This is a genomic window from Allobrachymonas sp., from assembly GCF_041912815.1.
GTDB lineage: Bacteria > Pseudomonadota > Gammaproteobacteria > Burkholderiales > Burkholderiaceae_C > Brachymonas.
Genome location: NZ_JAYRLV010000010.1, coordinates 31,844 through 55,096, shown reverse-complemented (window position 1 = coordinate 55,096; position 23,253 = coordinate 31,844). Strand labels below are relative to the sequence as shown.

14 protein-coding genes are annotated in these 23,253 nt (G+C 67.6%); 3 read left to right on the top strand and 11 right to left on the bottom strand.

Annotation, left to right across the window (positions count from 1 at the left end; all coding sequences use genetic code 11):
* Nucleotides 1–253 precede the first annotated feature (253 nt).
* Nucleotides 254–412 carry a hypothetical protein gene (locus tag ACE3P9_RS08840; RefSeq protein WP_374493433.1) on the top strand — a complete coding sequence of 53 codons (159 nt, stop codon included), beginning with the start codon at nt 254–256 and terminating at the stop codon, nt 410–412.
* Nucleotides 413–496: 84 nt separating this feature from the next.
* On the opposite strand, the gene ACE3P9_RS08835 is transcribed toward ACE3P9_RS08840, so the two are convergent.
* The 3 genes from ACE3P9_RS08835 to ACE3P9_RS08825 all read right to left on the bottom strand — a co-directional run bounded on the left by ACE3P9_RS08835 (nt 497) and on the right by ACE3P9_RS08825 (nt 7,964).
* Nucleotides 497–1,984 carry a glutamate synthase subunit beta gene (locus ACE3P9_RS08835; protein ID WP_374493432.1) on the bottom strand — a complete coding sequence of 496 codons (1,488 nt, stop codon included), beginning with the start codon at nt 1,982–1,984 and terminating at the stop codon, nt 497–499.
* 29 nt (nt 1,985–2,013) lie between these two features.
* Nucleotides 2,014–6,885, bottom strand: a complete 4,872-nt coding sequence (locus tag ACE3P9_RS08830) for a glutamate synthase-related protein (protein ID WP_374493431.1) — start codon at nt 6,883–6,885, stop codon at nt 2,014–2,016.
* Nucleotides 6,886–7,256: 371 nt separating this feature from the next.
* The gene (locus ACE3P9_RS08825; RefSeq protein WP_374493428.1) at nt 7,257–7,964 is read right to left on the bottom strand and encodes a transposase; all 708 of its coding nucleotides are present in this window, start codon (nt 7,962–7,964) and stop codon (nt 7,257–7,259) included.
* Between the two features lie 279 nt (nt 7,965–8,243).
* Here ACE3P9_RS08825 and ACE3P9_RS08820 point away from each other — a divergent pair, with 279 nt between their 5' ends.
* Nucleotides 8,244–8,909 carry a flavin reductase family protein gene (locus ACE3P9_RS08820; protein ID WP_374493426.1) on the top strand — a complete coding sequence of 222 codons (666 nt, stop codon included), beginning with the start codon at nt 8,244–8,246 and terminating at the stop codon, nt 8,907–8,909.
* Nucleotides 8,910–8,951: 42 nt separating this feature from the next.
* On the opposite strand, the gene ACE3P9_RS08815 is transcribed toward ACE3P9_RS08820, so the two are convergent.
* The 7 genes from ACE3P9_RS08815 to ACE3P9_RS08785 form a co-directional block, all read right to left on the bottom strand.
* Entirely contained in the window at nt 8,952–9,713 is a 762-nt protein-coding gene (locus ACE3P9_RS08815) for a lysophospholipid acyltransferase family protein (protein WP_374493424.1), read from the bottom strand.
* A complete protein-coding gene (locus ACE3P9_RS08810) occupies nt 9,710–11,056 on the bottom strand; it encodes a dihydroorotase (protein ID WP_374493422.1) in 1,347 nt (448 codons plus the stop codon). Before ACE3P9_RS08810 ends, ACE3P9_RS08815 begins: the two co-directional genes overlap by 4 nt.
* A gap of 44 nt (nt 11,057–11,100) precedes the next feature.
* Complete coding sequence (locus ACE3P9_RS08805) at nt 11,101–11,541, bottom strand: hypothetical protein (RefSeq protein WP_374493420.1); 441 nt, start codon at nt 11,539–11,541, stop codon at nt 11,101–11,103.
* 67 nt (nt 11,542–11,608) lie between these two features.
* A complete protein-coding gene (locus ACE3P9_RS08800) occupies nt 11,609–12,571 on the bottom strand; it encodes an aspartate carbamoyltransferase catalytic subunit (RefSeq protein WP_374493418.1) in 963 nt (320 codons plus the stop codon).
* A gap of 51 nt (nt 12,572–12,622) precedes the next feature.
* Nucleotides 12,623–13,147 (bottom strand): bifunctional pyr operon transcriptional regulator/uracil phosphoribosyltransferase PyrR, encoded by a 525-nt coding sequence (gene pyrR, locus ACE3P9_RS08795; RefSeq protein ID WP_374493416.1) that lies wholly within the window; start codon nt 13,145–13,147, stop codon nt 12,623–12,625.
* Nucleotides 13,144–13,650 (bottom strand): Holliday junction resolvase RuvX, encoded by a 507-nt coding sequence (gene ruvX / locus ACE3P9_RS08790; RefSeq protein ID WP_374493415.1) that lies wholly within the window; start codon nt 13,648–13,650, stop codon nt 13,144–13,146. The genes pyrR and ruvX overlap by 4 nt, the downstream gene beginning before the upstream one ends.
* Before the next feature lie 5 nt (nt 13,651–13,655).
* Nucleotides 13,656–14,252 (bottom strand): YqgE/AlgH family protein, encoded by a 597-nt coding sequence (locus tag ACE3P9_RS08785; RefSeq protein WP_374493413.1) that lies wholly within the window; start codon nt 14,250–14,252, stop codon nt 13,656–13,658.
* Between the two features lie 106 nt (nt 14,253–14,358).
* On the opposite strand from ACE3P9_RS08785, the gene ACE3P9_RS08780 reads away from it, so the two are divergent.
* Nucleotides 14,359–15,921, top strand: coding sequence for a deoxyribodipyrimidine photo-lyase (locus ACE3P9_RS08780; protein ID WP_374493411.1), 1,563 nt, complete (start codon nt 14,359–14,361; stop codon nt 15,919–15,921).
* Between the two features lie 121 nt (nt 15,922–16,042).
* Here the strand turns inward: ACE3P9_RS08780 and ACE3P9_RS08775 are convergent, their stop codons facing one another.
* Nucleotides 16,043–23,248: an Hpt domain-containing protein gene (locus ACE3P9_RS08775; protein WP_374493409.1), complete on the bottom strand. Its 7,206-nt coding sequence runs from the start codon at nt 23,246–23,248 to the stop codon at nt 16,043–16,045.
* Between the last annotated feature and the right edge of the window lie 5 nt (nt 23,249–23,253).

The following is a 23,253-nucleotide window of genomic DNA, read 5'->3' as shown; positions in this document are numbered from 1 at the left end:
ATGCACTTGCACGGTATCTTCTGCAGGAAACGCAGTCCTGCGAAGTAGCGGACCCGCGAATATGCCCAGAGGACATTTCGACAGATCTCGAATGAAAATAAATGCAGACCACTCTGCGTGCAGAAACTCCCTGCCTTCCCCAGATGGACTATCTTGCGATGCCAGAGGGACAAGCTGTTTCTACACATTTCAGTCTATGTTTTCATTCTGACGCAAGGATGACGCATCTTCCGCTCTTCCTCTGAGAACCTCTTTGAAAATCCCCAATATTGGGGGTAAATACCTCCAACAAATCCTTGATTATTTTCAAGGACAGTTTGAAAAAGACGCTTCCACTCACGTTTTCCCGCGCATCTCGGGATTTTCCTCAGGCCGATCCATCGTCAGCCGCAACAAAAAAGCGGCTCCCTGAAGGAGCCGCTCAGACCGGCACAGCCGGCAAAGGCATGCGCCCCGCCGCGCCCGCGCATATGGCGGGGACAGTGCGCAGATGGCATCAGCGCGGGAGCACGCTCGATCCCATCAGGTACTGATCCACCGCGCGGGCGGCCTGACGGCCTTCACGGATGGCCCACACCACGAGGGACTGGCCGCGGCGCACATCGCCTGCAACGAAGGTGCCCTTGACGCTGGTGGCGTATCCGCCTTCCTCGTCGGTGCCGGCCTTGGCATTGCCGCGGCCGTCGAGCTCCATCCCGAAGGACTTGAGCATCTCTGCCACGGGATGCACGAAGCCCATGGCCAGCAGCACGAGGTCGGCCTTGTAGACCTGCTCGCTGCCGGGGACTTCGACCATCTTGCCGTCCTTCCATTCGACGTGGACAGTCTTGACGCCTACCACGCGGCCCTTGTCCTTGCCGGTACCGGGCACGAATTCCTTGGTGGCGATGGCGAAGGCGCGCTCGCAGCCTTCGTCGTGGCTGGAGCTGGTGCGCAGCTTGATCGGCCAGTAGGGCCAGGTCATGGGACGGTTTTCCTCGACCGGAGGCTGCGGCATGAGCTCGAACTGCACCACGCTTTCGGCGCCCTGGCGGTTGCTGGTGCCCACGCAGTCGCTGCCGGTGTCGCCGCCGCCGATCACGATGACGTGCTTGCCGGTGGCGAGGAGCTGCTTGGCGAGCTTGTCGCCGGCGTTGATCTTGTTTTGCTGGGGCAGGAACTCCATGGCGAAGTGCACGCCGTCGAGGTCACGTCCCGGCACGGGCAGGTCGCGGCTCTGCTCGGAGCCGGCTGCGATCAGCACGGCATCGAAGTCCTTCTGCAGCTGCTTGGCGCTGATGGTTTCCTGATGCCAGTTGGTGATCTTGCTGGCGGCACCCGACTTGGGCCAGTCGCCGACCAGCACGCCCCGGCGGAATTCCACGCCCTCGGCCTGCATCTGCTCGATGCGGCGGTCGATGTGGGACTTGTCGAGCTTGAAGTCGGGAATGCCGTAGCGCAGCAGGCCGCCGATGCGGTCGTTCTTCTCGAACACGGTGACGGTGTGGCCCGCACGGGCGAGCTGCTGTGCCGCAGCCAGCCCGGCAGGGCCGGAACCGACGACAGCCACCTTCTTGCCGGTCTTGACGGCCGGCACCTGGGGCTTGACCCAGCCGTTTTCCCAGGCGCGGTCGATGATGCCGTGCTCGATGCTCTTGATGCCGACAGGCGACTTCTGGATGTTCAGCGTGCAGGCCGCCTCGCAGGGTGCGGGGCAGATGCGGCCGGTGAAGTCGGGGAAGTTGTTGGTGCTGTGGAGCACCTCGATCGCCGCTTCCCAGTCCTGCTGGTAGACCAGATTGTTGAAGTCCGGAATGATGTTGTTGACCGGACAGCCGTTGTTGCAGAACGGCGTGCCGCAGTCCATGCAGCGAGCGGCCTGAATCTGCTCTTGCTTGTCATCGAGACCGATGACGAACTCCTTGTAGTTCTTCAGGCGTTCCTTGACGGGCTTGTAGCCCTCTTCAAGGCGCTGGTACTCCATGAAGCCGGTGATTTTTCCCATGATGTGTATTCCTCAAAGATGGCTGTGGCTTATTTCTTGGATGCGGCGGGCTTGCGTGCCGGTGCCTTGGCCGGCTTGGCGGTGCCGTCCACGGACTTGGCCCGCGAAGCACGGCGCGCCTTGGGCGCGGCCTCTTCCAGGATCGGCTTGATGGCCGCAGCGGTGGCCTGCTGGGGCAGGTCGGCCAGGGCGCCTGCACCTTCGACCTTGTGCCGACGGGCATGCATCTCGCCGAGAGCACGCTTGTACTCGTGCGGGAAGACCTTGACGAAGCGGGTGATGCTCTGTTCCCAGTTCTCCAGGATCTCGCGGGCACGGCGGCTGCCGGTCCAGCGGCTGTGATCCTGCAGCAGGCTGCGGAGCTGTTCCTCGTCGGTCATGCCACGGTGCCAGTGCGCCCGGTCGTTCTCGGCGATCTGCGCGGCAGCGGGCAGCACGGGTTCGAGCGACACCATGGAGGTGTTGCAGCGGCTGGCGAACTGGCCGTCCTCGTCATAGACGTAGGCAATGCCGCCGCTCATGCCGGCAGCGAAGTTGCGGCCGGTCTTGCCGAGCACGGCCACGGTGCCGCCGGTCATGTATTCGCAGCCATGGTCGCCGGTGCCCTCGACCACCGCAGTGGCTCCGGACAGACGCACGGCAAAGCGCTCGCCCGCGACGCCGGCGAAGAAGGCCTCGCCGGTGGTGGCGCCGTACAGCACGGTGTTGCCGACCACGATGTTCTCTGCAGCCTCGCCGGGGAATTCCAGGCTCGGGCGCACCACCACGCGGCCGCCGGAGAGGCCCTTGCCGGTGTAGTCGTTTGCGTCACCGATCAGGTAGAGCGTGATGCCGTTGCACAGGAAGGCACCGAACGACTGGCCGCCGGTTCCTTCGAGCTGGATGTGGATGGTGTCGTCGGGCAGCCCTTCGGGATGCACCTGGGTCACCGCGCCGGACAGCATGGCCCCGACGGTGCGGTTGACGTTGCGCACGTGCTCGATGAACTTGACCTTCTCGCCCTTTTCGATGGCGGGACGGCACTTGCGGATCAGCTCCTGGTCGAGCGCCTTGTCCAGACCGTGGTCCTGGAACTCGCGGTGCAGGCGCGGCACGTCGGCCGGAACGACAGGCTGGGCGAACAGGCGACCGAAGTCGAGGCCGGCAGCCTTCCAGTGGGCAACGCCCTTCTGCATGTCGAGCAGGTCGCTGCGACCGATGAGGTCGTCGAACTTGCGGATGCCGAGCTGAGCCATGATGCTGCGGACTTCCTCGGCGACGAAGAAGAAGTAGTTGACCACATGGTCGGGCTTGCCGGAGAACTTGGCACGCAGCACGGGGTCCTGGGTGGCCACCCCCACCGGGCAGGTGTTGAGGTGGCACTTGCGCATCATGATGCAGCCCTCGACGACCAGCGGTGCGGTGGCGAAGCCGAATTCGTCGGCCCCCAGCAGGGCGCCGATGACGACGTCGCGGCCGGTCTTCATCTGGCCATCGGCCTGCACGCGCACGCGGCCACGCAGTCGGTTGAGCACCAGCGTCTGCTGGGTTTCGGCCAGGCCGATTTCCCAGGGGCTGCCTGCATGCTTGATGGACGACCAGGGCGAGGCACCCGTGCCGCCGTCATGGCCGGCGATCACGATATGGTCGGCCTTGCACTTGGCCACGCCGGCAGCGATGGTGCCGACACCGATCTCGCTCACCAGCTTGACGCTCACGTCGGCATGGGGCGCGACGTTCTTGAGGTCATGGATGAGCTGCGCCAGATCCTCGATGGAGTAGATGTCGTGGTGCGGAGGCGGAGACACGAGGGTCACGCCCGGCACGCTGTGGCGCAGGAAGCCGATGTAGTCGCTCACCTTGCCGCCCGGGAGCTGACCGCCCTCGCCCGGCTTGGCGCCCTGGGCCATCTTGATCTGGATCTGGTCGGCACTGCTGAGGTACTCGGCCGTGACACCGAAGCGGCCCGAGGCGACCTGCTTGATGCGGCTGCGCAGGCTGTCGCCCGCACGGACGGTGATTTCCGACTCGACCTTGTCCTCGCCGATGATGGCGCCAAGGGTGGTGTCCTTGTTGATCGGGATGCCCTTGAGCTCGTTGCGGTAGCGGGCCGGATCCTCTCCGCCTTCACCGGTGTTGCTCTTGCCGCCGATGCGGTTCATGGCCAGCGCCAGCGTGGCGTGCGCCTCGGTGGAGATGGAGCCGAGCGACATGGCGCCGGTGGCGAAGCGCTTGACGATGTCCTTGGCGGATTCGACCTCGTCGACCGGAATGGCGCGAGAGGGATCGCAGCGGAACTCGAACAGGCCGCGCAGGGTCATGTGGCGACGGCTCTGGTCGTTGATGATCTGTGCGTATTCCTTGTAGGTGTTGAAGTTGTTGGCGCGGGTGCTGTGCTGCAGCTTGGCAATCGCGTCGGGCGTCCACATGTGTTCCTCGCCACGGGCACGCCATGCGTATTCGCCGCCGGCCTGGAGCTGGTTGGCGAGCACGGGGTCGCTGCCGAAGGCGGCACGGTGCATGCGCAGGGCTTCCTCGGCGATCTCGAACACGCTGATGCCCTCGACGCGGCTGGGGGTGCCGGTGAAGTACTTATCGACCGTGGCGGTGCTCAGGCCGATGGCTTCGAACAGCTGGGCGCCGCAGTAGCTCATGTAGGTCGACACGCCCATCTTGGACATGATCTTGGACAGGCCCTTGCCGATCGCCTTGATGTAGTTGTAGATGGCCTTCTCGGCGCTCAGGTCGCCGGGCAGTTCCTTGTGGATTTCCTGCAGGGTTTCGAGCGCCAGGTAGGGGTGCACGGCCTCTGCGCCGTAGCCGGCCAGCACGGCGAAGTGGTGAATCTCGCGGGCCGAGCCGGTCTCGACGACCAGACCGGTGGTGGTGCGCAGACCTTCGCGCACGAGGTGCTGGTGCACGGCGGACAGGGCGAGCAGCGCGGGTACGGCCACCTTGTCGGCGCTGATGGCGCGGTCGCTGATGATGAGGATGTTGTGCTGACCCTCGACCGTGTTGTTGCCGGCCTTGATGGCATCGACCGCTTCGGCACACAGCGAGGCCAGCTTGGCTTCCACGCCTTCTGCGCCCCAGGACACGGGGTAGGTGATGTCGAGGGTGTAGCTGCGGAACTTGCCCTGGGTCTCGGCTGCGATGTTGCGCAGGCGGGCCATGTCGGTGAAGTCCAGCACCGGCTGGTGCACCTCGAGGCGCAGCGGCGGGTTGACCTGGTTGATGTCGAGCAGATTGGGCTTGGGGCCGATGAAGCTCACCAGGCTCATGACGATGGCCTCGCGGATCGGGTCGATCGGCGGGTTGGTCACCTGCGCAAAGAGCTGCTTGAAGTAGTTGTAGAGCGGCTTGCTGCGGTCGGAGAGCACGGCGAGCGGGCTGTCGTTGCCCATGGAGCCGATGCCTTCCTCGCCCTTGGCGGCCATGGGCGCCATCAGGAACTTGATGTCTTCCTGGCTGTAGCCGAAGGCCTGCTGTGCGTCGAGCAGCGACACGCCCACGTTGGTCTGGCCGCGCACGACGTTCTGCACGGGCAGATCGGACAGGCGGATGCGCAGGTTCTCGATCCACTGCTTGTAGGGCTTGCTGTTGGTGATCTGGGACTTGAGTTCCTCGTCGTCGATCATGCGGCCCTGCTCGAAGTCGATCAGGAACATCTTGCCGGGCTGCAGGCGCCACTTCTTGACGATCTTGTGCTCGGGCACGGGCAGGACGCCGGACTCGGAGCCCATGATGACGAAGTCGTCGTCGGTCACGCAGTAGCGCGAGGGACGCAGGCCGTTGCGGTCCAGGGTGGCACCGATCTGGCGGCCGTCGGTGAACACGATGGAGGCCGGGCCGTCCCAGGGTTCGAGCATGGCGGCGTGGTATTCGTAGAACGCACGGCGACGCGACTCCATGGAGGCGTGCTGTTCCCAGGGTTCGGGGATCATCATCATCACGGCCTGGCTGATGGGGTAGCCGGCCATGGTGAGCAGTTCGAGGCAGTTGTCGAAGGTGGCGGTGTCGGACTGGCCGGCAAAGCTGATGGGGTAGAGCTTGCGCAGGTCATCGCCCAGCACCGGCGAGGTCATGACGCCTTCGCGGGCGCGCATCCAGTTGTAGTTGCCCTTGACGGTGTTGATTTCGCCGTTGTGGGCCACGTAGCGGTAGGGGTGGGCCAGCTGCCACTCGGGGAAGGTATTGGTCGAGAAGCGCTGGTGCACCAGACCCAGGGCGGACACGCAGCGCGCGTCCTGCAGGTCGAGGTAGTAGGTGCCGACCTGGTCAGCCAGCAGGAGACCCTTGTACACCACGGTACGGGTGCTCATGCTGGGGACATAGTATTCCTTGCTGTAGCGCAGGCCCAGGCTGCGAATGGCGGCGCTGGTGGTCTTGCGGATGATGTACAGGCGGCGCTCCAGCGCGTCCTGCACGATGACGTCGGGGCCACGGCCGATGAAGATCTGGCGGATGACGGGCTCTTTCTCGCGCACGGCAGGCGACATGGGCATGTCGCGGTTGACCGGCACATCGCGCCAGCCCAGCACCACCTGGCCCTCGGCCTTGACGGCACGTTCCATTTCCTGCTCGCAGGCCAGTCGGCTGGCATGCTCCTTGGGCAGGAAGACCATGCCCACGCCGTATTCGCCGAACGGGGGCAGCTCGATGCCCTGCTTGGCCATTTCCTCGCGGTAGAGGGTGTCGGGCAGCTGGATCAGGATGCCGGCGCCGTCGCCCATGAGCTTGTCGGCACCCACGGCGCCACGGTGATCGAGGTTTTCCAGGATCTTGAGCGCCTGGGTCACGATGTCATGGCTCTTGGCGCCGCGCATGTGGGCCACGAAACCGACGCCACAGGCATCGTGTTCGAGGTCTGCGGCATACAGGCCTTGCTGTTCCAGATGAAGTTTTTCTGCGGAGATGGTCATGAAAGTTCCCGTTCCTGAAAGAGTGCTGGGGCGCCACGCGCGAAGGTCGTGCGGGCGTGGGGCGCGAGATGTTCCGGGGCATGTGCCGGACGTGCCGCCACGGTGGGGAGCAGGCGCGGGACACCCCCTGTCCCGCTGGCGGCACCCCCTGCGCGGTGCGGCGCCCTGCCTGATTGTCCGTGTGCATGCACATTCCGTCCACGTCCCTTGCCGACTGCTTGAACGCCACGGTTTTGCAACGCAACAAGCATAAAGCAAACCCCCCTGTTTTGCAGCAAAAATAATAGGGGTCAGATTCCAATTAAATTGACGGGATGAATTTCAATTATTTTATTGGTGACACATCCATCTTGTTGAATACATTCATGAATTCAGGATGTCCGTGCAGAGTGCACCATTTTGGGCAGCCTGCCTGCACGCTTTTTATGCAGGCGTCTGTCGGTCTGCTGCTGCAGGGTGTCGATGAAAGCGGCATCGCCGAGCACCCAGCCATGCAGGGCGGCGTCCAGCAGCCGCGGCCACAGTGCGAGCGCATCGCCCTCGTCCAGCAGGCGCCGGTAGGCGTTTTCACGGGCAAAGGGGGTGTTGCCCAGCTCCCAGAGCGCAGCCGGCGCGGTGAGCCCGGCCTGAGGGCGCAGCCCGGTGTAGCGCGCGCAGCTCGACCAGGGATAGGCATCGGGCTGCAGCACGAGGCCGCGGCGCACGGGCTCGGTGTCCATGCAGACCATGGCAGGAAGTGTCCAGCGCGCAGGATCGAGCACCGTGCAGCGGTAGCGGCCGTCCCACAGGGTGCCGGTGCGTGCATGAAGACCATTGAAGTAGCGGACATAGGCACGGCCTGTGTCCTGCATCAGGAGCGGCAGTCCCTCTTCCGTGGACGGCGTCAGGAGCAGCATGAAGCGCGTCGGCAGCAGACACCAGGCATGCAGGGCGACCCGGTGCCGTGCAGCTCCCGCCTCGATCAGCTGGAGCAGCTGCTGGTAGTCGGGCGCCCCGAGCGCGATGGGCTGGCTGTTGTGGCCGCTCTGAAGGACCAGGTGGGGGTAGCCGGGAAGGTTCAGCCGCGGCAAGCGCGCCATGGACAGGGCTCCTGAAGAGGAAAGAGTCGACAAGGGGATCGAATGGACAAGCGCCATGTGGACTGCACCACATGCACCTTCCACTCCTCCGGCATGGTACCCGAGCCAGAGGCAGCAGCACGCACGACCCGCGCAGGGGCATCACGCAAGGGGGAAAGGGAGCGCTCCAGGGCAGCCTCTCACACCCATGAAAGGCAGGGCCATTCCGGGCAATGGCGCCGGGGAGTGCAGGCTCTGCGCGAAAATGGCTGCTTCCCCTGCTCTGTCCGTGTCCGTTCCATGCAGTTTTCCGGTTCTCTCAGCCTGCCCGTCTTGCCCACCGATGCCCCTGTGCAGCCCGTGCCACTCGATCGGGCGCTGCGGCTCGTCAACCATGGTCCGGTGGTGCTGGTGTCGGGCAGCCATGGTGGCGAGGTGGATGTGATGGCAGCAGCCTGGAACATGCCACTGGACTTTCGTCCCCCGACGCTGTGCGTGGTGCTCGACAAGTCCTCGCGGACCCGGGAGCTGATCGATGCCGCCTGCGGCATGCTCGCCCTGAGCCTGCCCACGGCGGGACAGTCGGGGCTCGCACTGGCCGTGGGCAGCCAAAGTGCGCGGGAAGTACCGGACAAGCTGGCGCAGTGTGGCGTGTCCCTGTGGCAGCCTGCAGGCGCTGCCGTGCCTATGGTGCAGGGCTGTGCCGCATGGCTGCAGTGCCGGGTGCTGCAAGGCGAGCTGGCCGAACGCATGCGCGCCACGCACGACCTGTTCGTGGCCGAGGTGACAGCCGCCTGGGCCGACAGCCGGGTCTTTCGGGAAGGTCGCTGGCGCTTCGACGAATTGCCGCCGGAGCTCCAGCACCTGCGCACCCTGCACTATGTGGCGGGTGGCCAGTTCTACACCACAGGGGCCGCGACAGCCGCGCCTGCATCCTCGCCCGCCCCAGCCACCGATGCTGCCTGACAGCCGGCATGGAGAGTTCCCTGGCGGGGATGCAGCTCTGCATCAGGCGGGGGTGTGCCGCATGACGCTCACGGCAGCGCGCACGGCGTCGGCCCATTCCTGCCGCGTGCGGTCGCCGGCCTTCTGGGGGATGCCGAAGCTCACGCGCACCACCAGCCCCTGGGCACAGACGATGCGCCACAGGGAAGCGATCAGGGTGTCGCTGCCGACATAGCACGGAATGAGGCTGGGCTCTCCGGCACGGTCGAAGAACTGGATGGCCACGGGCTGCACGCATGCATCCGCACTGATGGCGGCCTGCAGCAGATTGCCGTGGAACGGGAGCAGCTGCAGGCCATTGCTCGTGGTGCCCTCGGGAAACACCGCGAGCACGTCGCCGGCACGCAGCCGGTCAGCCATGTCGTGCAGCACGCGGTGGGCATCCCGCCGCGAGGCACGCTGCAGGTACAGGGTGTGGGCAGCAGAGGCCAGACGCCCCACGACAGGCCAGCGCCGCACTTCGGACTTGGACACGAAGCGACAGAACACCAGCGCATGCAGTGCCGGGATGTCGAGCCAGGAAATGTGGTTGGACACGAGCAGCAGACCGTGGCCGGGTTCGGGGGCTGCGGGGGCCCCGCGCCGCTCCATTGCCAGACCGCAGCGGCGCAGCAGGGTGGCCGCCCATGCCTGCACCCGCTGCTGGCGCCGCGCAGGGTTCAGAAACGGAAACACGACATAGACAGTCCACAGGCCTGCGAGCAGGTGCAGGAGCAGTCCCAGCACGCGGCGGATGCCGCGCAACCGCGCCAGGGTGCGGCTCACGCGGCGCCGCACTGGCACGCGCAGCCACAGGCCGGCGCGTCCGCTGCGAAAGGCAGCTCGTGGACCACCTGTCCGCCCACCAGCGTGGCGCGTACGCGGCCCTGCATTTCATGGCCGCCGAACGGGGTGTAGCTGCTCTGGCTGCGCAGGGTCGCGCCCGACACCTGCCAGTGGTCCTGCGGGTCCCACAGGCACAGATCGGCGGTGCCTCCCACGGCGAGCCGCCCGGCGCTGTCGGCCTCGGCGCCCAGTGCACGGCCCAGCACGGCGGCCGGGCGGGTGGTGACCGTGGCGAGAGCGGTGGCGAGCGGCACGCCTTCTTCGCGTGCCCATTGCAGCGCGAGCGGCAGCAGCAGCTCGATGCCGGTGGCACCGGGCTCGGCTTCTGCGAAGGGCAGCGCCTTCTCGTCTTCGGTGACGGGGGTGTGGTTGCTGACCAGCGCATCGATGGTGCCGTCGGCCAGGGCTGCGCGCAGGGCAGCCCGATCGGCCTGCTGGCGCAGCGGCGGCTGCAGGCGGGTACGGCTGTCGAAATAGCCCATGTCCACGTCGGTGAGGTGCAGGGAATTGATGCTTACGTCACAGGTGACGGGCAGGCCCGACGCCTTGGCCGCGCGGACCAGCTCCACACCGGCGGCACTGCTCAGGCGACACAGATGCACTCGGGCTCCGGTGGCGCGCATGAGCTCGAACAGGGTCATGAGGGCGATGGTTTCGGCCACCACCGGCACCCCGGACAGCCCCATGCGCATGGACAGAGCCCCGCTCGCGGCCACGCCGCCGCCGAGCCATGCGTCCTGCGGACGCAGCCAGACCGTGTAGCCGAAGGTGGCCGCATACTGCAGCGCACGCAGCAGCACCTGGGTGTCGACGATGGGCACCTCGGCCTGCGAGAACCCGACGCAGCCGGACTCGGAGAGCTCGACCATCTCGGTCAGCACCTCGCCCTTGAGCCCGTGCGTGAGTGCCCCGAGCGGGTAAAGGCGGGCCTGATGCAGGCGGCCCGAGCGGAACTTGAGCATCTCCACGAGCCCCTGCTCGTCGAGAATCGGATCGGTGTCGGGCGGACAGACGAGGCTGGTGACGCCGCCGGCCACCGCGGCAGCCATTTCGGTTTCGAGCATGCGGGCATGCTCCTGTCCGGGCTCCCGCATGCGCGCAGAGAGGTCCACCAGACCGGGCAGCACCAGGCAGCCCCGGGCATCGAGGGTGCGTTCGGGAACGAAGTCGGCGGGCGCGGCGCCCAGGGCGACGATGCGCCCATCGGCAATGGCCACATCGGCGGGCTGTTCGGTACCGTCGGCCGGATGCAGGATGCGGCCGCCTTGGATCAAGATCTTCATGGAATGGATTCCTGGATAGTCATGGGCCGTCGCAAGGCGGCAGGTCACATGCGGGTCTTGTGCACGGTGATGGTGACCTGTCCGTCCTGGGACGCTTCCGCGCGCACAACGACGCGCAGGGTGTTGGTGGGCCCGAGGTAATGGGGGTTGATGCGTGCCGAATGCACGTGCGCCCGCACCAGCCCCACGTATTCGCAGCGCTCTCCGGTGCACACCATGTCGAAGCGGGGGGCTTCCGCAGCGAGGCTTCGGGCGGTGATGCCGTCGAAGAACTTCTGGCGGATGGCATAGGCCAGCACGGGCTCGGGATCTTCCCAGTGACGGCTGAGATAGACCCCCAGCGGCGTGACGCCCAGTCCGTCGAGGTTGAAGGACACCGCCGTGCGGTCGCGGTGCGAACCGGCCGCCGTGGCAGGCAGCGCGGCCGACAGGCCGCAGAGCGCGACCAGGGAAGCCATCAGCAGGGAGCGCGGAGCAGGGAGCATGGCGAACCTTCGGGAGGAGGACAGGGACGGAACGGGCATGGAGCGGCGTGGATGCAGCAGGCGGCGCTCAGGCCTCATGGCTGGCCACGATGCTCATGGCGGCCATGCGCACGGCAATGCCGAAGGTGACCTGCGGCAGGATCACGCTCTGTGCGCCATCGGCCACGGCGCTGTCGATTTCGACGCCACGGTTGATGGGCCCCGGGTGCATGACGATGGCATCGGGCCGGGCCAGCTGCAGCTTCTCTGGGGTGAGGCCGAAGCTCTTGAAGTATTCCTGGCTGCTGGGCAGCAGGGCACCGCTCATGCGCTCGTTCTGCAGCCGCAGCATGATGATGACGTCGCAGTCACGGATGCCCTCCTCCAGGGTGTGGAACACCCGCACTCCCATGGGCGCAAAGCTTTCGGGCGCGAGGGTCTTGGGGCCGACCACCCGCACCTCGGGGCAGCCGAGCGTGGTGAGCGCATGGATGTCGCTGCGGGCCACGCGCGAGTGCAGCACATCCCCCACGATGGCCACCCGCAGCTGCGTGAAGTCGCCCTTGTAGTGGCGGATGGTGTACATGTCGAGCAGCCCCTGCGTGGGGTGGGCATGGCGTCCGTCCCCGGCATTGACCACGTGAACGTGCGGTGCCACGTTCTGCGCGATGAGGTAGGGAGCCCCGCTCTCGCTGTGGCGCACCACGAAGATGTCGGCCGCCATGGCGCTGAGGTTGGCGATGGTGTCGAGCAGGCTCTCGCCTTTGGCGGTGGAGGAGCGGGCGATGTCGAGGTTGAAGACATCGGCCGACAGGCGCTTGGCCGCGATCTCGAAGGTGGTGCGGGTGCGGGTGCTGTTCTCGAAGAACAGGTTGAACACGCTCTTGCCGCGCAGGAGCGGAACCTTCTTGACCTCGCGGTCATTGACGCTCACGAACTGGGAGGCCGTATCGAGGATATGCGTAAGGATGTCACGCGACAGGCCTTCGGTGGACAGCAGGTGGATGAGCTCGCCGTGCTTGTTGAGCTGGGGATTCTTGGAGAGGAACATGGCGGTAGCAGGATGGGGCAACGCCCCGGAAAGGAAAGCCGGCCCCGGCAATCAGGACTTGCTGGGCTTGAGGCGGAAGCTGAAGCTGCCGTCGTCGGCACGGGCCAGCGCGAGCGACTGTCCGGCCGGCAGCAGCAGCCGGGCAGCCGCGTATTCGGCCTCGATGGGCAGCTGACGTCCGCCCCGGTCCACGAGGACGGCCAGGCGCACGCTGGCCGGGCGGCCGTAGTCGAAGATCTCGTTGAGCACGGCGCGGATGGTGCGCCCGGTGTAGAGCACGTCGTCGAGCAGCAGGATGTGGGCCCCCTCGACCTCGAAGGGGATATGGGTCTGGGCCGCCGAGGCAAGGCCCCTGCGCGCGAAGTCATCGCGGTGCATGGCGGAAGACACCGTCGCGATGGCGTCGAGCCCCCAGTCCTGCTGCAGGCGCTGCGCCATCCAGGCACCGCCGGAGGCGACTCCGGCCACGCGCAGCTCGGGGGTCCGCAGGAATTCGAGCTGGCGGCGCAGGGTCTGGTAGAGGGCTTCGGCGTCCAGCATCAGGGCGCCATGGGCAGGCAGAGTATCGGGGGTCATGAGAGGCCGTGGAGAAATTGTTCGAGAATGATACAGGCCGAGGCGGCATCGGCGTCGCGTGCGCCGTGGGCCAGGGCCTCGGTGGTGGAATAGCGCTCGTCCACGGTATAGACCGGCAGACGGAAGCGCAGCGCGAGCTGGCGCCCGAAGGACAGGGCCCGGCGGGTGTTCTCGTGCGGGGCTCCATCGGGATGAAACGGCACGCCGATCACCAGTGCCTGAGGCTGCCACTCGCGGATCAGGGCTGCGATGTGGGCGAACCGCTCGTCGCCTGCCGCCACGATGCTTTTGCCCGGGCTGGCACGTCCCAGCATCCGGTTGCCGGTGGCCACCCCGGTGCGCTTGCGCCCATAGTCGAAAGCCAGAAAGCTCTGGAACGGTGCCGGATCGACGGGAGGCGTGCAGCCCGGCTGCTGCAGGAGCGCGGCGGCCGGATCGGCCGGAGCGGTGGAAGGGCTCTGCACCCCGGACGGAACTGCAGAGGGCGTGGAGGTGTCGGACATGGGCATCAGGCGCTCCCTGCGGTGCCGGCCAGACGCCAGGCCTCGACGCCCAGCAGGGCCATGGCTGCATCGTAGCGTTCGGCCACCGGCACCTCGAAGATGAGGTGGTGGTCGGCCCGCACCGTGAGCCAGCTGTTGCGACGCAGCTCGTCTTCGAGCTGGCCGGATTCCCAGGCGGCGTAGCCGAGTGCCACCAGAAGCTTCTCGGGACCGTGGCCCTCGGCCAGGGCCTGAAGAATATCGCGCGAGGTGGTCATCTGCAGGCCGTCTCCGGTGACCAAGGAGGAAGCATAGACCGGCAGGCCGGTGGTGGCGTCCTCGGCCTGGGGATGCAGGATGAAGCCGCGTTCGGACTGCACGGGGCCGCCCCAGAAGATGGGCTCGTCCTCCAGGTCGGAACGGTTCATGGGCAGCTTGGCCTGGCGGAACAGGTCGTGCATGGAGAGATCGGCCAGCTTGTTGATGCACAGCCCCAGCACGCCCCGCGGGGTGTGTTCGCAGATGTAGATCACGCTGCGGGCAAACAGCTCGTCCTCCATGCCCGGCATGGCAATCAGGAAATGCTGCGAGAGATTGAAGTCTGGAGCAGGATCGGACGGCATGGAGCGATTTTAGAACCTGTTGGGCCCCCTGCGCAGGGCGTCATGCGGGTGTCACGTGTGCGTCACGCCAGCGCGGCCGGCACCTCCCCTGCCGGAGGCAGCGCCCATGCCACAATGTCCACTCGATCCGCCCTGCAGCCCGCCCTTTCCGCTGATGACGATTCCCGCCCTCGACACCGGCCTCATGTGGTTCCGCAACGACCTGCGCACCACGGACAACACCGCCTTGCACCACGCCCTGACGCACTGCCGGCGCGTGCATGCGGTGTATGTGTTCGAGCCCCCCGCTGCGGGCCCGACGACCCGCCCGCTGTCCGACCGCAGCGCGGAATTCCTGCTGCGCAGCCTGGAGTCGCTGGACGGGGCGCTGGGCGCGCTCTCGCGGCAGGCGGGCGCGATGGATGCCGACGGGGTGCACCTGCTGTGGACACAGGGCAGCGCCGAACGGGCCGTCACGGCCCTGGCGCGCCGGCTGGGAGCCGAGGCCGTCTTTGCCAATGCCGACGCCGACCCCGAAGGCAGTGCCCGCGATGCCCGGGTGCGCGGTGCCCTGGCCGATGCCGGGATTTCGCTGCATCTGGCGCAGGACCACCTGCTGTTCGGCCCCGACGATCTGCACATGCCCGGCGGTACCCTGCCAGCCGGCTTTGCCGCCTACTACCGCCAGTGGCTCGGCCGCATCGACGCCGAGACCCTGCGCCCCCACCCCGTCGCACCCCATGCCCGCGCCCTGGCACCTGCCCCAGACGCGCTGCGGCGCCCCCTGCCCAGCCTGGAGGCGATCGGACATGCACCGTCCAATCTCGCCGCGCTGCCGCTGTTTCCGGGCATGGAAGGAGCACGGCGCCAGTGGGACGAATTCCTGCCGCGCATGCCGCACTATCACCTCGCGCACGACTATCCCGGTGTGCGCGGCCCCAGTTATCTGGGGGTGCATCTGCGCTTTGGCACTCTCGGCATCCGGGACGTGGCCGCATCGGCCTGGGCCCTGCACCGCCAGGGGCATGAAGGGGCGAGCCTGTGGCTCGAACGGCTGGCGTGGCGCGATTTCTTTGCCCAGGCGCTGGCCCATCACCCCCACGCCATCGACCGCCCCTTCCGCGGAGGGCGCGACCCCGTGCGCTGGGACCGGTCGGCCCATGGCCGCAAGCTCTACGCGGCGTGGTGCGAAGGACGCACCGGCTACCCTCTGGTGGATGCCGCCATGCGGCAGCTGGTGCAGTCGGGGTACATGCACCATCGGCTGCGCATGGTGAGTGCGTGCTTTCTCACCCGCTACCTCGGCGTGGACTGGCGCTGGGGTGAACGCTTTTTTGCGCAGCACCTCAATGACCTGGAGCGCGCGAGCAACAACGCCGGCTGGCAATGGGCTGCAGGCACGGGCTGCGAAGCTCTGCCCTGGTACCGCACGCTGAACCCCGTGCGACAGGGGCAGCGTTACGACCCGCAGGGCCGGTTCCTGCGGCGCTATCTGCCTGAAATCGCCGCACTGCCCGATGGGCTGCTTCAGTTTCCAGCCCGCGCCACCGCGGCCGACTGGCGGGCAGCCGGACTGACTCCCTCCTGCTACCCCGCCCCCCTGGTCGATCTGGCAGAGGGCCGCCGTCTGGTGCAGCAGCGGCTGGTGCAGCACCACCCACAGCAGCGCAGTCGACGCGCCCGGCGCTGATTCCGCAGCCCGTCTCCGCCACAGCCGGCCTCGCCCGGTGCCGGTGCACCCCCCCAAAAAACCACCGGCGCCTTCCGCAAGGGAAAGGCGCCGGTGGAGCTGTGCACATGCCCAGCGGGGCTCAGGTATGCACGCCTGCCCCTGCGTAGGTACGGATCAGTTCGAGCAGCCGCTCTTCGGAGTACGGCTTGCCCAGGAAGCCCGATGCGCCCAGCGCCTCGGCATGCTCGCGGTGCTTGTCGGCCGTGCGCGAGGTGATCATGACCACCGGCAGATCGTGCAGCTGTTCATCTCCGCGGATGTTGCGCAGCAGGTCGAAGCCGTCCATCTGCGGCATCTCGATGTCCGAGAGCACCAGTGCGGGACGTTCCTCGGCCAGCACCCGGAGGGCCGCGAGACCGTCGGATGCCATGGACACCCGATAGCCTTCACGCCGCAGCAGGCGCTCGGTGACGCGCCGCACCGTGATCGAGTCATCGACCACCAGCACCAGCGGAGCCACCTGCACCTCGGGACGCAGGGGCGCCGCCCCGCTGCGCTCGCCTCCGAGCACGCCCGGATCGGCCAGGTCGCTGGAGAAGGCGCGGATCTGCTCGCCATAGACGAAGGACAGAGCCACCGGGTTGTAGATGTAGAGGATGCGGCCATCGGCCAGCAGCGTGATGCCGGTCAGACCGGGCATGCGGGCGAGCTGGGCGCCGATGTTCTTCACCACCACTTCGTGAGTGCCCAGCACTTCGTCGACGTGCATCACGATGCGCTGTGCCGCACTGCGCAGCACCACCACGATCTGGCGTCCGCTGGCGAGCTCCTGGCTGCGCGGCGATGCCTGCACCATGGCGCCGCCCCAGTAGAAGGGCAGATCGGTCCCGTCGACCGCAAAATGGCGGCTGTTGTAGGCCTGTTCCACCTCGCGCGGCGTGGCCCGGCGCACCGATTCGATCAGGCTCGACGGCACACCGAAGCGGCCATCGCCCATGCGCATCTGCACCACCTGGGTCACCGCCGTCGTGAGCGGCAGCACCAGCCGGAACTCGGTGCCCTGCCCTGCGTGGCTGGCCACGTCGACGTGCCCGCCGAGGGCATTGACCTCGGTCCGCACCACGTCCATGCCCACGCCACGCCCTGCGAGCGAGGTGGTCTTGACGGCCGTGCTCAGCCCGCTCTGGAAGATGAGCTGGGCGGCTTCGTTGTCGTCGAACGGAGCGTCCTGGGTGAGCAGGCCCTTTTCAATCGCCTTCTCGCGTATGCGGGCCACGTTGAGGCCGGCACCGTCGTCGCGCAGGTGGATGATCACATCGTTGCCTTCCTGCTGGAGAGCAATCGCGATCTGGCCCACGGCCTCCTTGCCGGACTGCTCGCGCTGGCCTGCCGCTTCGATGCCATGCACCACCGCGTTGCGCAGCAGATGCTCGAACACCGGGGCGATCCGCTCGATGACGCTGCGGTCCATTTCGATGCCGGCACCGGAAATGTCGAGCCGCACGCGCTTGTCGCTTTCGAGGGCCGACTGCCGCACCACGCGATAGAGACGGTCCGACAGGCTGTCGAACTCGACCATCCGCGTGCGCAGCAGGTCGCGCTGCAGCTCCTTGGTCTGGCGTGCCTGGGCCGAGAGATCGTCCTCGGTCGCCTGCACGGTGCGCTGGAGGTTGCGCTGCACGCTGGCCACGTCGTTGACCGACTCGGCCATCATGCGCGTGAGCTCCTGCACCCGGGTGAAGCGGTCGAATTCGAGCGGGTCGAAGTCCAGATGCGTGTCCTTGCTCTGGGCCATGCGCGACTGCATCTGCGACTCGGCCTGCAGCTCCATGTCGCGCAGCTGCTTGCGCAGGCGCTCCAGGCTGGCATCCATGTCGCCGAGCGCGGTGCGCAGCTGGTCGACCTCACCCTCCAGCCGGGCCCGGCTGGTCATGACTTCGCCGGCCTGACCCAGCATGCGGTCGAGCAGGCGGGCGCGCACGCGCACTTGCTGCTGCTGCGCGGTCTGGTGGGCCGCCAGGTTGGTGGCCACCGGCTGTGCGATGTGCTGGAGCACGGCAGGATCCACCACCGCCGGCACCTGTGGCTGCGCTGCAGCCCCCCCCTGTTCGGGTGCCGTGGCCTCGTTCTCGTTCGGGCTGCCCGGCTCGGCAGCGACGCCTGCGGGTTCCGCCGCCGGCACAGGCGCTTCTGCGGGGATCGGAGCCGCCTCGACCGCAGCGACGGCCTCTGCCGCCTCCTCGGCCGGAGCGCCGTCACGCAGCGCGTGGTACACATCGTCCATGCGGTCGACCATGCCGGCGAGCATGTCGATCTGGGCCGCGTCGGGCACGCCTCCGGCAATGTCGCCGACCGCGGTTTCCATTTCATGCGCCAGCGCTCCGAGGCGCATGGCCCCGGCCAGACGCGCACTGCCCTTGAGGGTGTGCAAGAGCCGCATGAGTCCGGCGCGGGTCGCTTCCTGCTCCGGATGGGCCGACCATTGCCGCAGCGTGTCGCCCAGGCGGGGCAGCATTTCGTCGGCTTCGTCCTGGAAGATGGCGAACAGCTCGGGGTCGATGGCATCGACCACCTCGTCCGCCGCAGAGGGCTGGGCCAGCACGGGCTGGCGATCGACCGGTGCGGCGGCTGCAGGCGGAGGCACCTCCACCGGCGCAGCCGCCTCGGCCGAAACTGCCAACACCTCGGGCTGGATCTTGCTCTCCGGCGGGAGCTCGGGCTGCGGGGCGGCGGCGGAAGCCGCGTCCTGTGCACCTGCCTCGACCGCTTCGGTCGACACGACCGGGACATTGTCCACGGAGCCGGATTCGGCAGGCACCACATCGGGTTCCCCGGAGGCCGTAGCTTCCTCGGTCACAGCCCATTCCGGAGCTTCCGGCTGCGCGACAGCGGACTCGATGGGCGCCTGGGATTCGTCGATCAGAGGCTGGTCGACTATGGCCACCAGCGCCTGCAGCAGCTCCACCGGCATCGACGAGGCACAGCCTGCCGCAAACTGGTGCAGCATCTGGCGCAGGGTATCGGCCGCCCCGAGGATGACCTCGGCCTCGCCCGGCACTGCCCGGCGCAGGTGCAGGTGGTCAAGGGCGTGTTCGGTCGCACGCGCCACCGAAGCCAGTGCCGACAGCCCCACGGCTCCGGCACTGCCTGCGAGCGAATGGGCCAGATGGGCGGCAGACTCGGGAGCGCTGCCCTGCGGCAACTGTGCCCAGACCTGCACCTCGCTGTCCAGTTGGCTGGACCAGCTCTCCGCTTCCTCGATGAAGGCATTGCAGAGCGCCAGCGGCAGGCGCAGTGCGCCCACCTGCCGGATCTCGTCGTCGGGCAGGCCATCGACCATTTCGGCCAGCACGGTCTGCTGGGGCCGGGTATCGATGAGTACGCCCGCCAGCTCGGGGTGCGCCGTGCGCAGCGCATCGATGCCGGCATCCGGCAACGGGGTGAGCCCGGCCTGCGGCACCGCAGCCGGAGACGCCACCGTGGCGGCCTCCTCGTGATCTGCAGTGGAAGCAGCTTCTGCGGGTTCTGCGGGTTCTGCGGGTTCTGCGGAGACGTGCGGCACCGGCAGGAGCTGGGCCTGGGCGCTCAGCCCGGTCAGCGCCTCCACCACGGCCTCCGACGGAGCGAACGGCACGGTAGCAGCCGCGACCGGAACCACAGGAACTGGTGCAGGCTCCGGAGCAGCGGCCGCCTCCGGTTCGACCGGTGCCTCCACTTCGGCCACAGGCGTCTCGACGGGAGCGGGCACTTCCACGCTGGGCGCGGGGACGGATTCGTCTCCCTCCAACGGCAGATCGATGTCCACGATGGCATCGCCCGTCAGGGATGCATCGAGGATATGGCCCTCGGTCGGCGGCACTTCAAGCGCCTCGCGATCGAGCACCGAGGCAGAGTAGGAAGACACGTCGGCCGGCAGGCCGCTGTCTTCGGCATGGGCATCACCCTGGAGGCCTTCGAGGCACAAATCCACATCGGCCAGCGGTGCAGGCACTTCCAGTGCGCGTCCTTCGGTCGGCGGCACTTCGAGCGCCTCGCGATCGAGCACGGAGGCAGAGGAAGAAGACACGTCGGCCGGCAGGCCGCTGTCCTCGGCATGGGCATCGCCCTGGAGGCCTTCGAGGTGCAGCTCCAGGTCCACGGCAGGCGCGGACAGGGGCTCGGCCGGGGGCAGGGACGCCACGCCTGCGGCGGGCGACGCACTCTCCTCTTCCAGCACCCAGTCGATGGGCGGCGTTGGCGGGGCTTGCAGCTCCACTCCCTGGGTGGAAGGCACATCGAGCACAGCAGGCACCGCAGCCGGAGCCGCCTCGCTGCCGTCGATGGCCAGATCGACGGCGGTAATCCGCTCGGGGAACAGGGCTTCAGGCAGCTCGTGCCCTTCGGTCAGAGGCGCATGCAGTGCCTCGCGATGCGCAACGGCCGCTTCTTCAGGCGTCATGACGGACGCCAGCCCGCTCTCGTCCGCACGGGCGTCGCCCTGCATGCCTTCGAGAGAAATGTCGATGTGCAGACCTTCGTCTTGCGCCTGCCCCGCAGGGAAGAGCACTTCGCCAGTGGCTGCCGGCTCGGTGGCCGGTGTCAGCAGGTTGCGCCGCGCGCCCCGCTCTGCGGGCGTCAGGGCTGCGAGATCGTCGTCCGCCCTCTGGGACGGAGGAACCACCGGAGCCACAACGGGTGTCGATACCGCCGGCCGCACAGATGCGGCCGGAACGGGTGCCGCAGCCGTCGGTGCGGCAGTTGGGGCTGCAAACAGGTCGGTGAGCAGAAAGTCCGGCTGGACTTCGGCCGGCTTGGGCTTGTCTTCGGTCAGGAATTCGGTGGACGGGCCGGCATAGCGGTCCGGAGTGGTCGATGGAGCACGCCCTTCGACCAGCAGAGGGAAGGCATGGACCTCGGGCTGTGGAGCCGGAGCCGGAGCCGGAGCCGGAGCCGGAGCCGGAGCGGCCGGCGCTGGCGCAGCCGGAGTGGCTTCGGCCGGCTCCACGGACACCGTGCCCGCTCCTGCGGCACGCGAGGGCTGGAGCTGCACATAGCCCTTGCCGTCCTGGAAGGCGACTGCACTGCGGGCTACATCCTGATGCGTCCAGGCAGGAGCATGGCCGGCGGCAATGGCGTCACGCCACTCGGACAGTGCCTGGAGACCGTCGCGCGACAGGGCCAGCAGATCGGCACTGGCGGGCTGGTTCTCGGCCAGCCAGGCATTGAGCACGCGCTCCATGGCCCAGGCCGCCTCGCCGAACGAGGCCAGTCCCACCATGCGGCCACTGCCCTTGAGGGTGTGGAACGCCCGGCGCAGGGTCGTGAGCTGGGCCGCATTGGACGGATCGGCCTGCAGGGCGGCCAGGGCGGCCTGTCCGTTGCCGACCACCTCGGCAGCCTCTTCCATGAAGATGTCACGCAGCTCGGCGTCATCGATGAAATCGTCGACGATGCCATCGTCAACGGGAGCCGCTGCAGGAACCGCCGCCTGTGCCACCGGGACAGTAGCCGCAGAAACCTCGGCTGCCGGCTGGGGCACCTCGACTGCGGGAGCCTGCGCTGCCTCTGCCACTGCTGCGCCCTCGGCGGACTGCAGCTGCAGGAATTCTTCGCTGTCCGCATGGAACCGGAACTGCTGGCGCACCTGCTCGGGCTGGTAGCCCATCATGTCGAGCAGGAAGGACAGATTGCCCAGATTCGTGCCAAGCAGTGTCAGGGTGTGCTGCGTGTCTGCCTGCGCCCAGGCTCCCGGCTGCGCAGCGGCCTGCAGCAGCCGTGTCGCCTGCCCGCCCATGGCCTGGGCTGCGGTGCTGGCTTCGTCGAAGCCCAGCATGGCCAGCAGACTGGACATGGTGGACAGCCGGGCCGGCACGGCCTGCGCGGTGTCGGGGTGGGCCGGATCGCGGAAGAAGGTGTCGAGCGCCTGTTCGATCTCGCCGAGCAGGGCACGCGACTCCTTCATGACGTGCTGCATGGTGTCGCGGTCGCTCTGACGCATGTAGAGCGCCTGCATCCAGGCGTCAGGAGCACCGGGATCCTCGCCCGCTGCGGCCTGGGTGATGCGCCGGGCGAGCTGGGTGGTGCGCTGGCTCAGGACGGCGTCATCCCAATGGGCATCGTCGAGCAGCGACTCCAGATACAGCATGGCCGTCGCAACCTCCAGCCCGACGGCCGGCAGCGGCGCAGTGCCGGATGCCTGGACCTTGCCCGTGACCTCCTGCAGGACAGTGGACAGGGCGCTTTCCTCGGGCCAGAACTGGTGCCACTGCTGCACGGCCTGCGACAGGGTGTCGCCCAGGCGGTCGAGCTTGCGCATGTCGCCTGCAGCCACTTCGGACCACAGGTCCTGGAAGGTGAGCAGCTGCTGGCGCACCTGCTTGAGGGATTCGGGCCGCACGGCGCCATACAGCAGCTTGCCGTAGCCGGCCACGGGCACCTGCTGCACGCCATAGCCCGTGACCACGGCCCGTGCCACTGCCACGGGAACCTCGGCCGGCAGGCGGTGCACGCCCAGCGCCGTGAAATACAGCAGATCCTGCCCCTGCCGCGCGGGCACCTGGGTGGTGCCGTGCTGCAGCGCTGCCAGCTGGGTAGCCGCCCCCGACAGGGCACGCTTGAGGTAGTCGTCGAGCTGCACGCCGCCCATGGCAAGGACTTCGGTACAGCCCGCAAAGAGCTCCCAGAAGGCCCGGGCTGCAGGCTGCGTGGACGCCGCTGCGAGCCGCAGCCCCAGAGTGGAGAGGTCGGACGCCCCGTCCTGCCCCTGCGACCGCAGAGTCCGGAGCAGCACGTCGAAGAACGCGGACTGCCCCACCTCGCCGCCCGCACCGACATCCGGAGGCGAAGCCAGGGTCTGCCACTCCCAATGATCGGGATGCGGCCACAGATCGGCCGGATGCACCCGGCTCAGGGCCGCGAGCTCGGCCACCGGCCGATAGGCCGGGAAAAGACCCGGCGCCAGATCGGGCTGACCCCGCAGCACGTTCTGCAGATAGTCCACCAGGGACCGGCTGGCCTGATCGACCAGCGCCGTGGCCTCGGGCGTGCACAGCTCGGGCTTGTCGATCAGCCGCCGGGTGAGTGCCTCCATGGCCCCCACCACGAGGGCGGCCGTAGGCCGGTCGACCATGTCGAGCACCCCCACGGCATCGTGCAGCCCCTGAGCCGCGAGTCGCAGCGCAGCGGTGTCGATGGTGGTGACGTGGCTGCCCTTGGCAGCCGCCACCTCCTCGCTGAACCGCTGGAGCTGGCCGTTGGCCAGATTCAGCGTTTCCTGCAGCGTGTCCACGACCCAGGCCAACGGCCCTAGATCGGCAATGGCGCCCCCCGTGGCCGCGCCCGGGCCATAGTCGTTCTGGTTGTCCATCTACT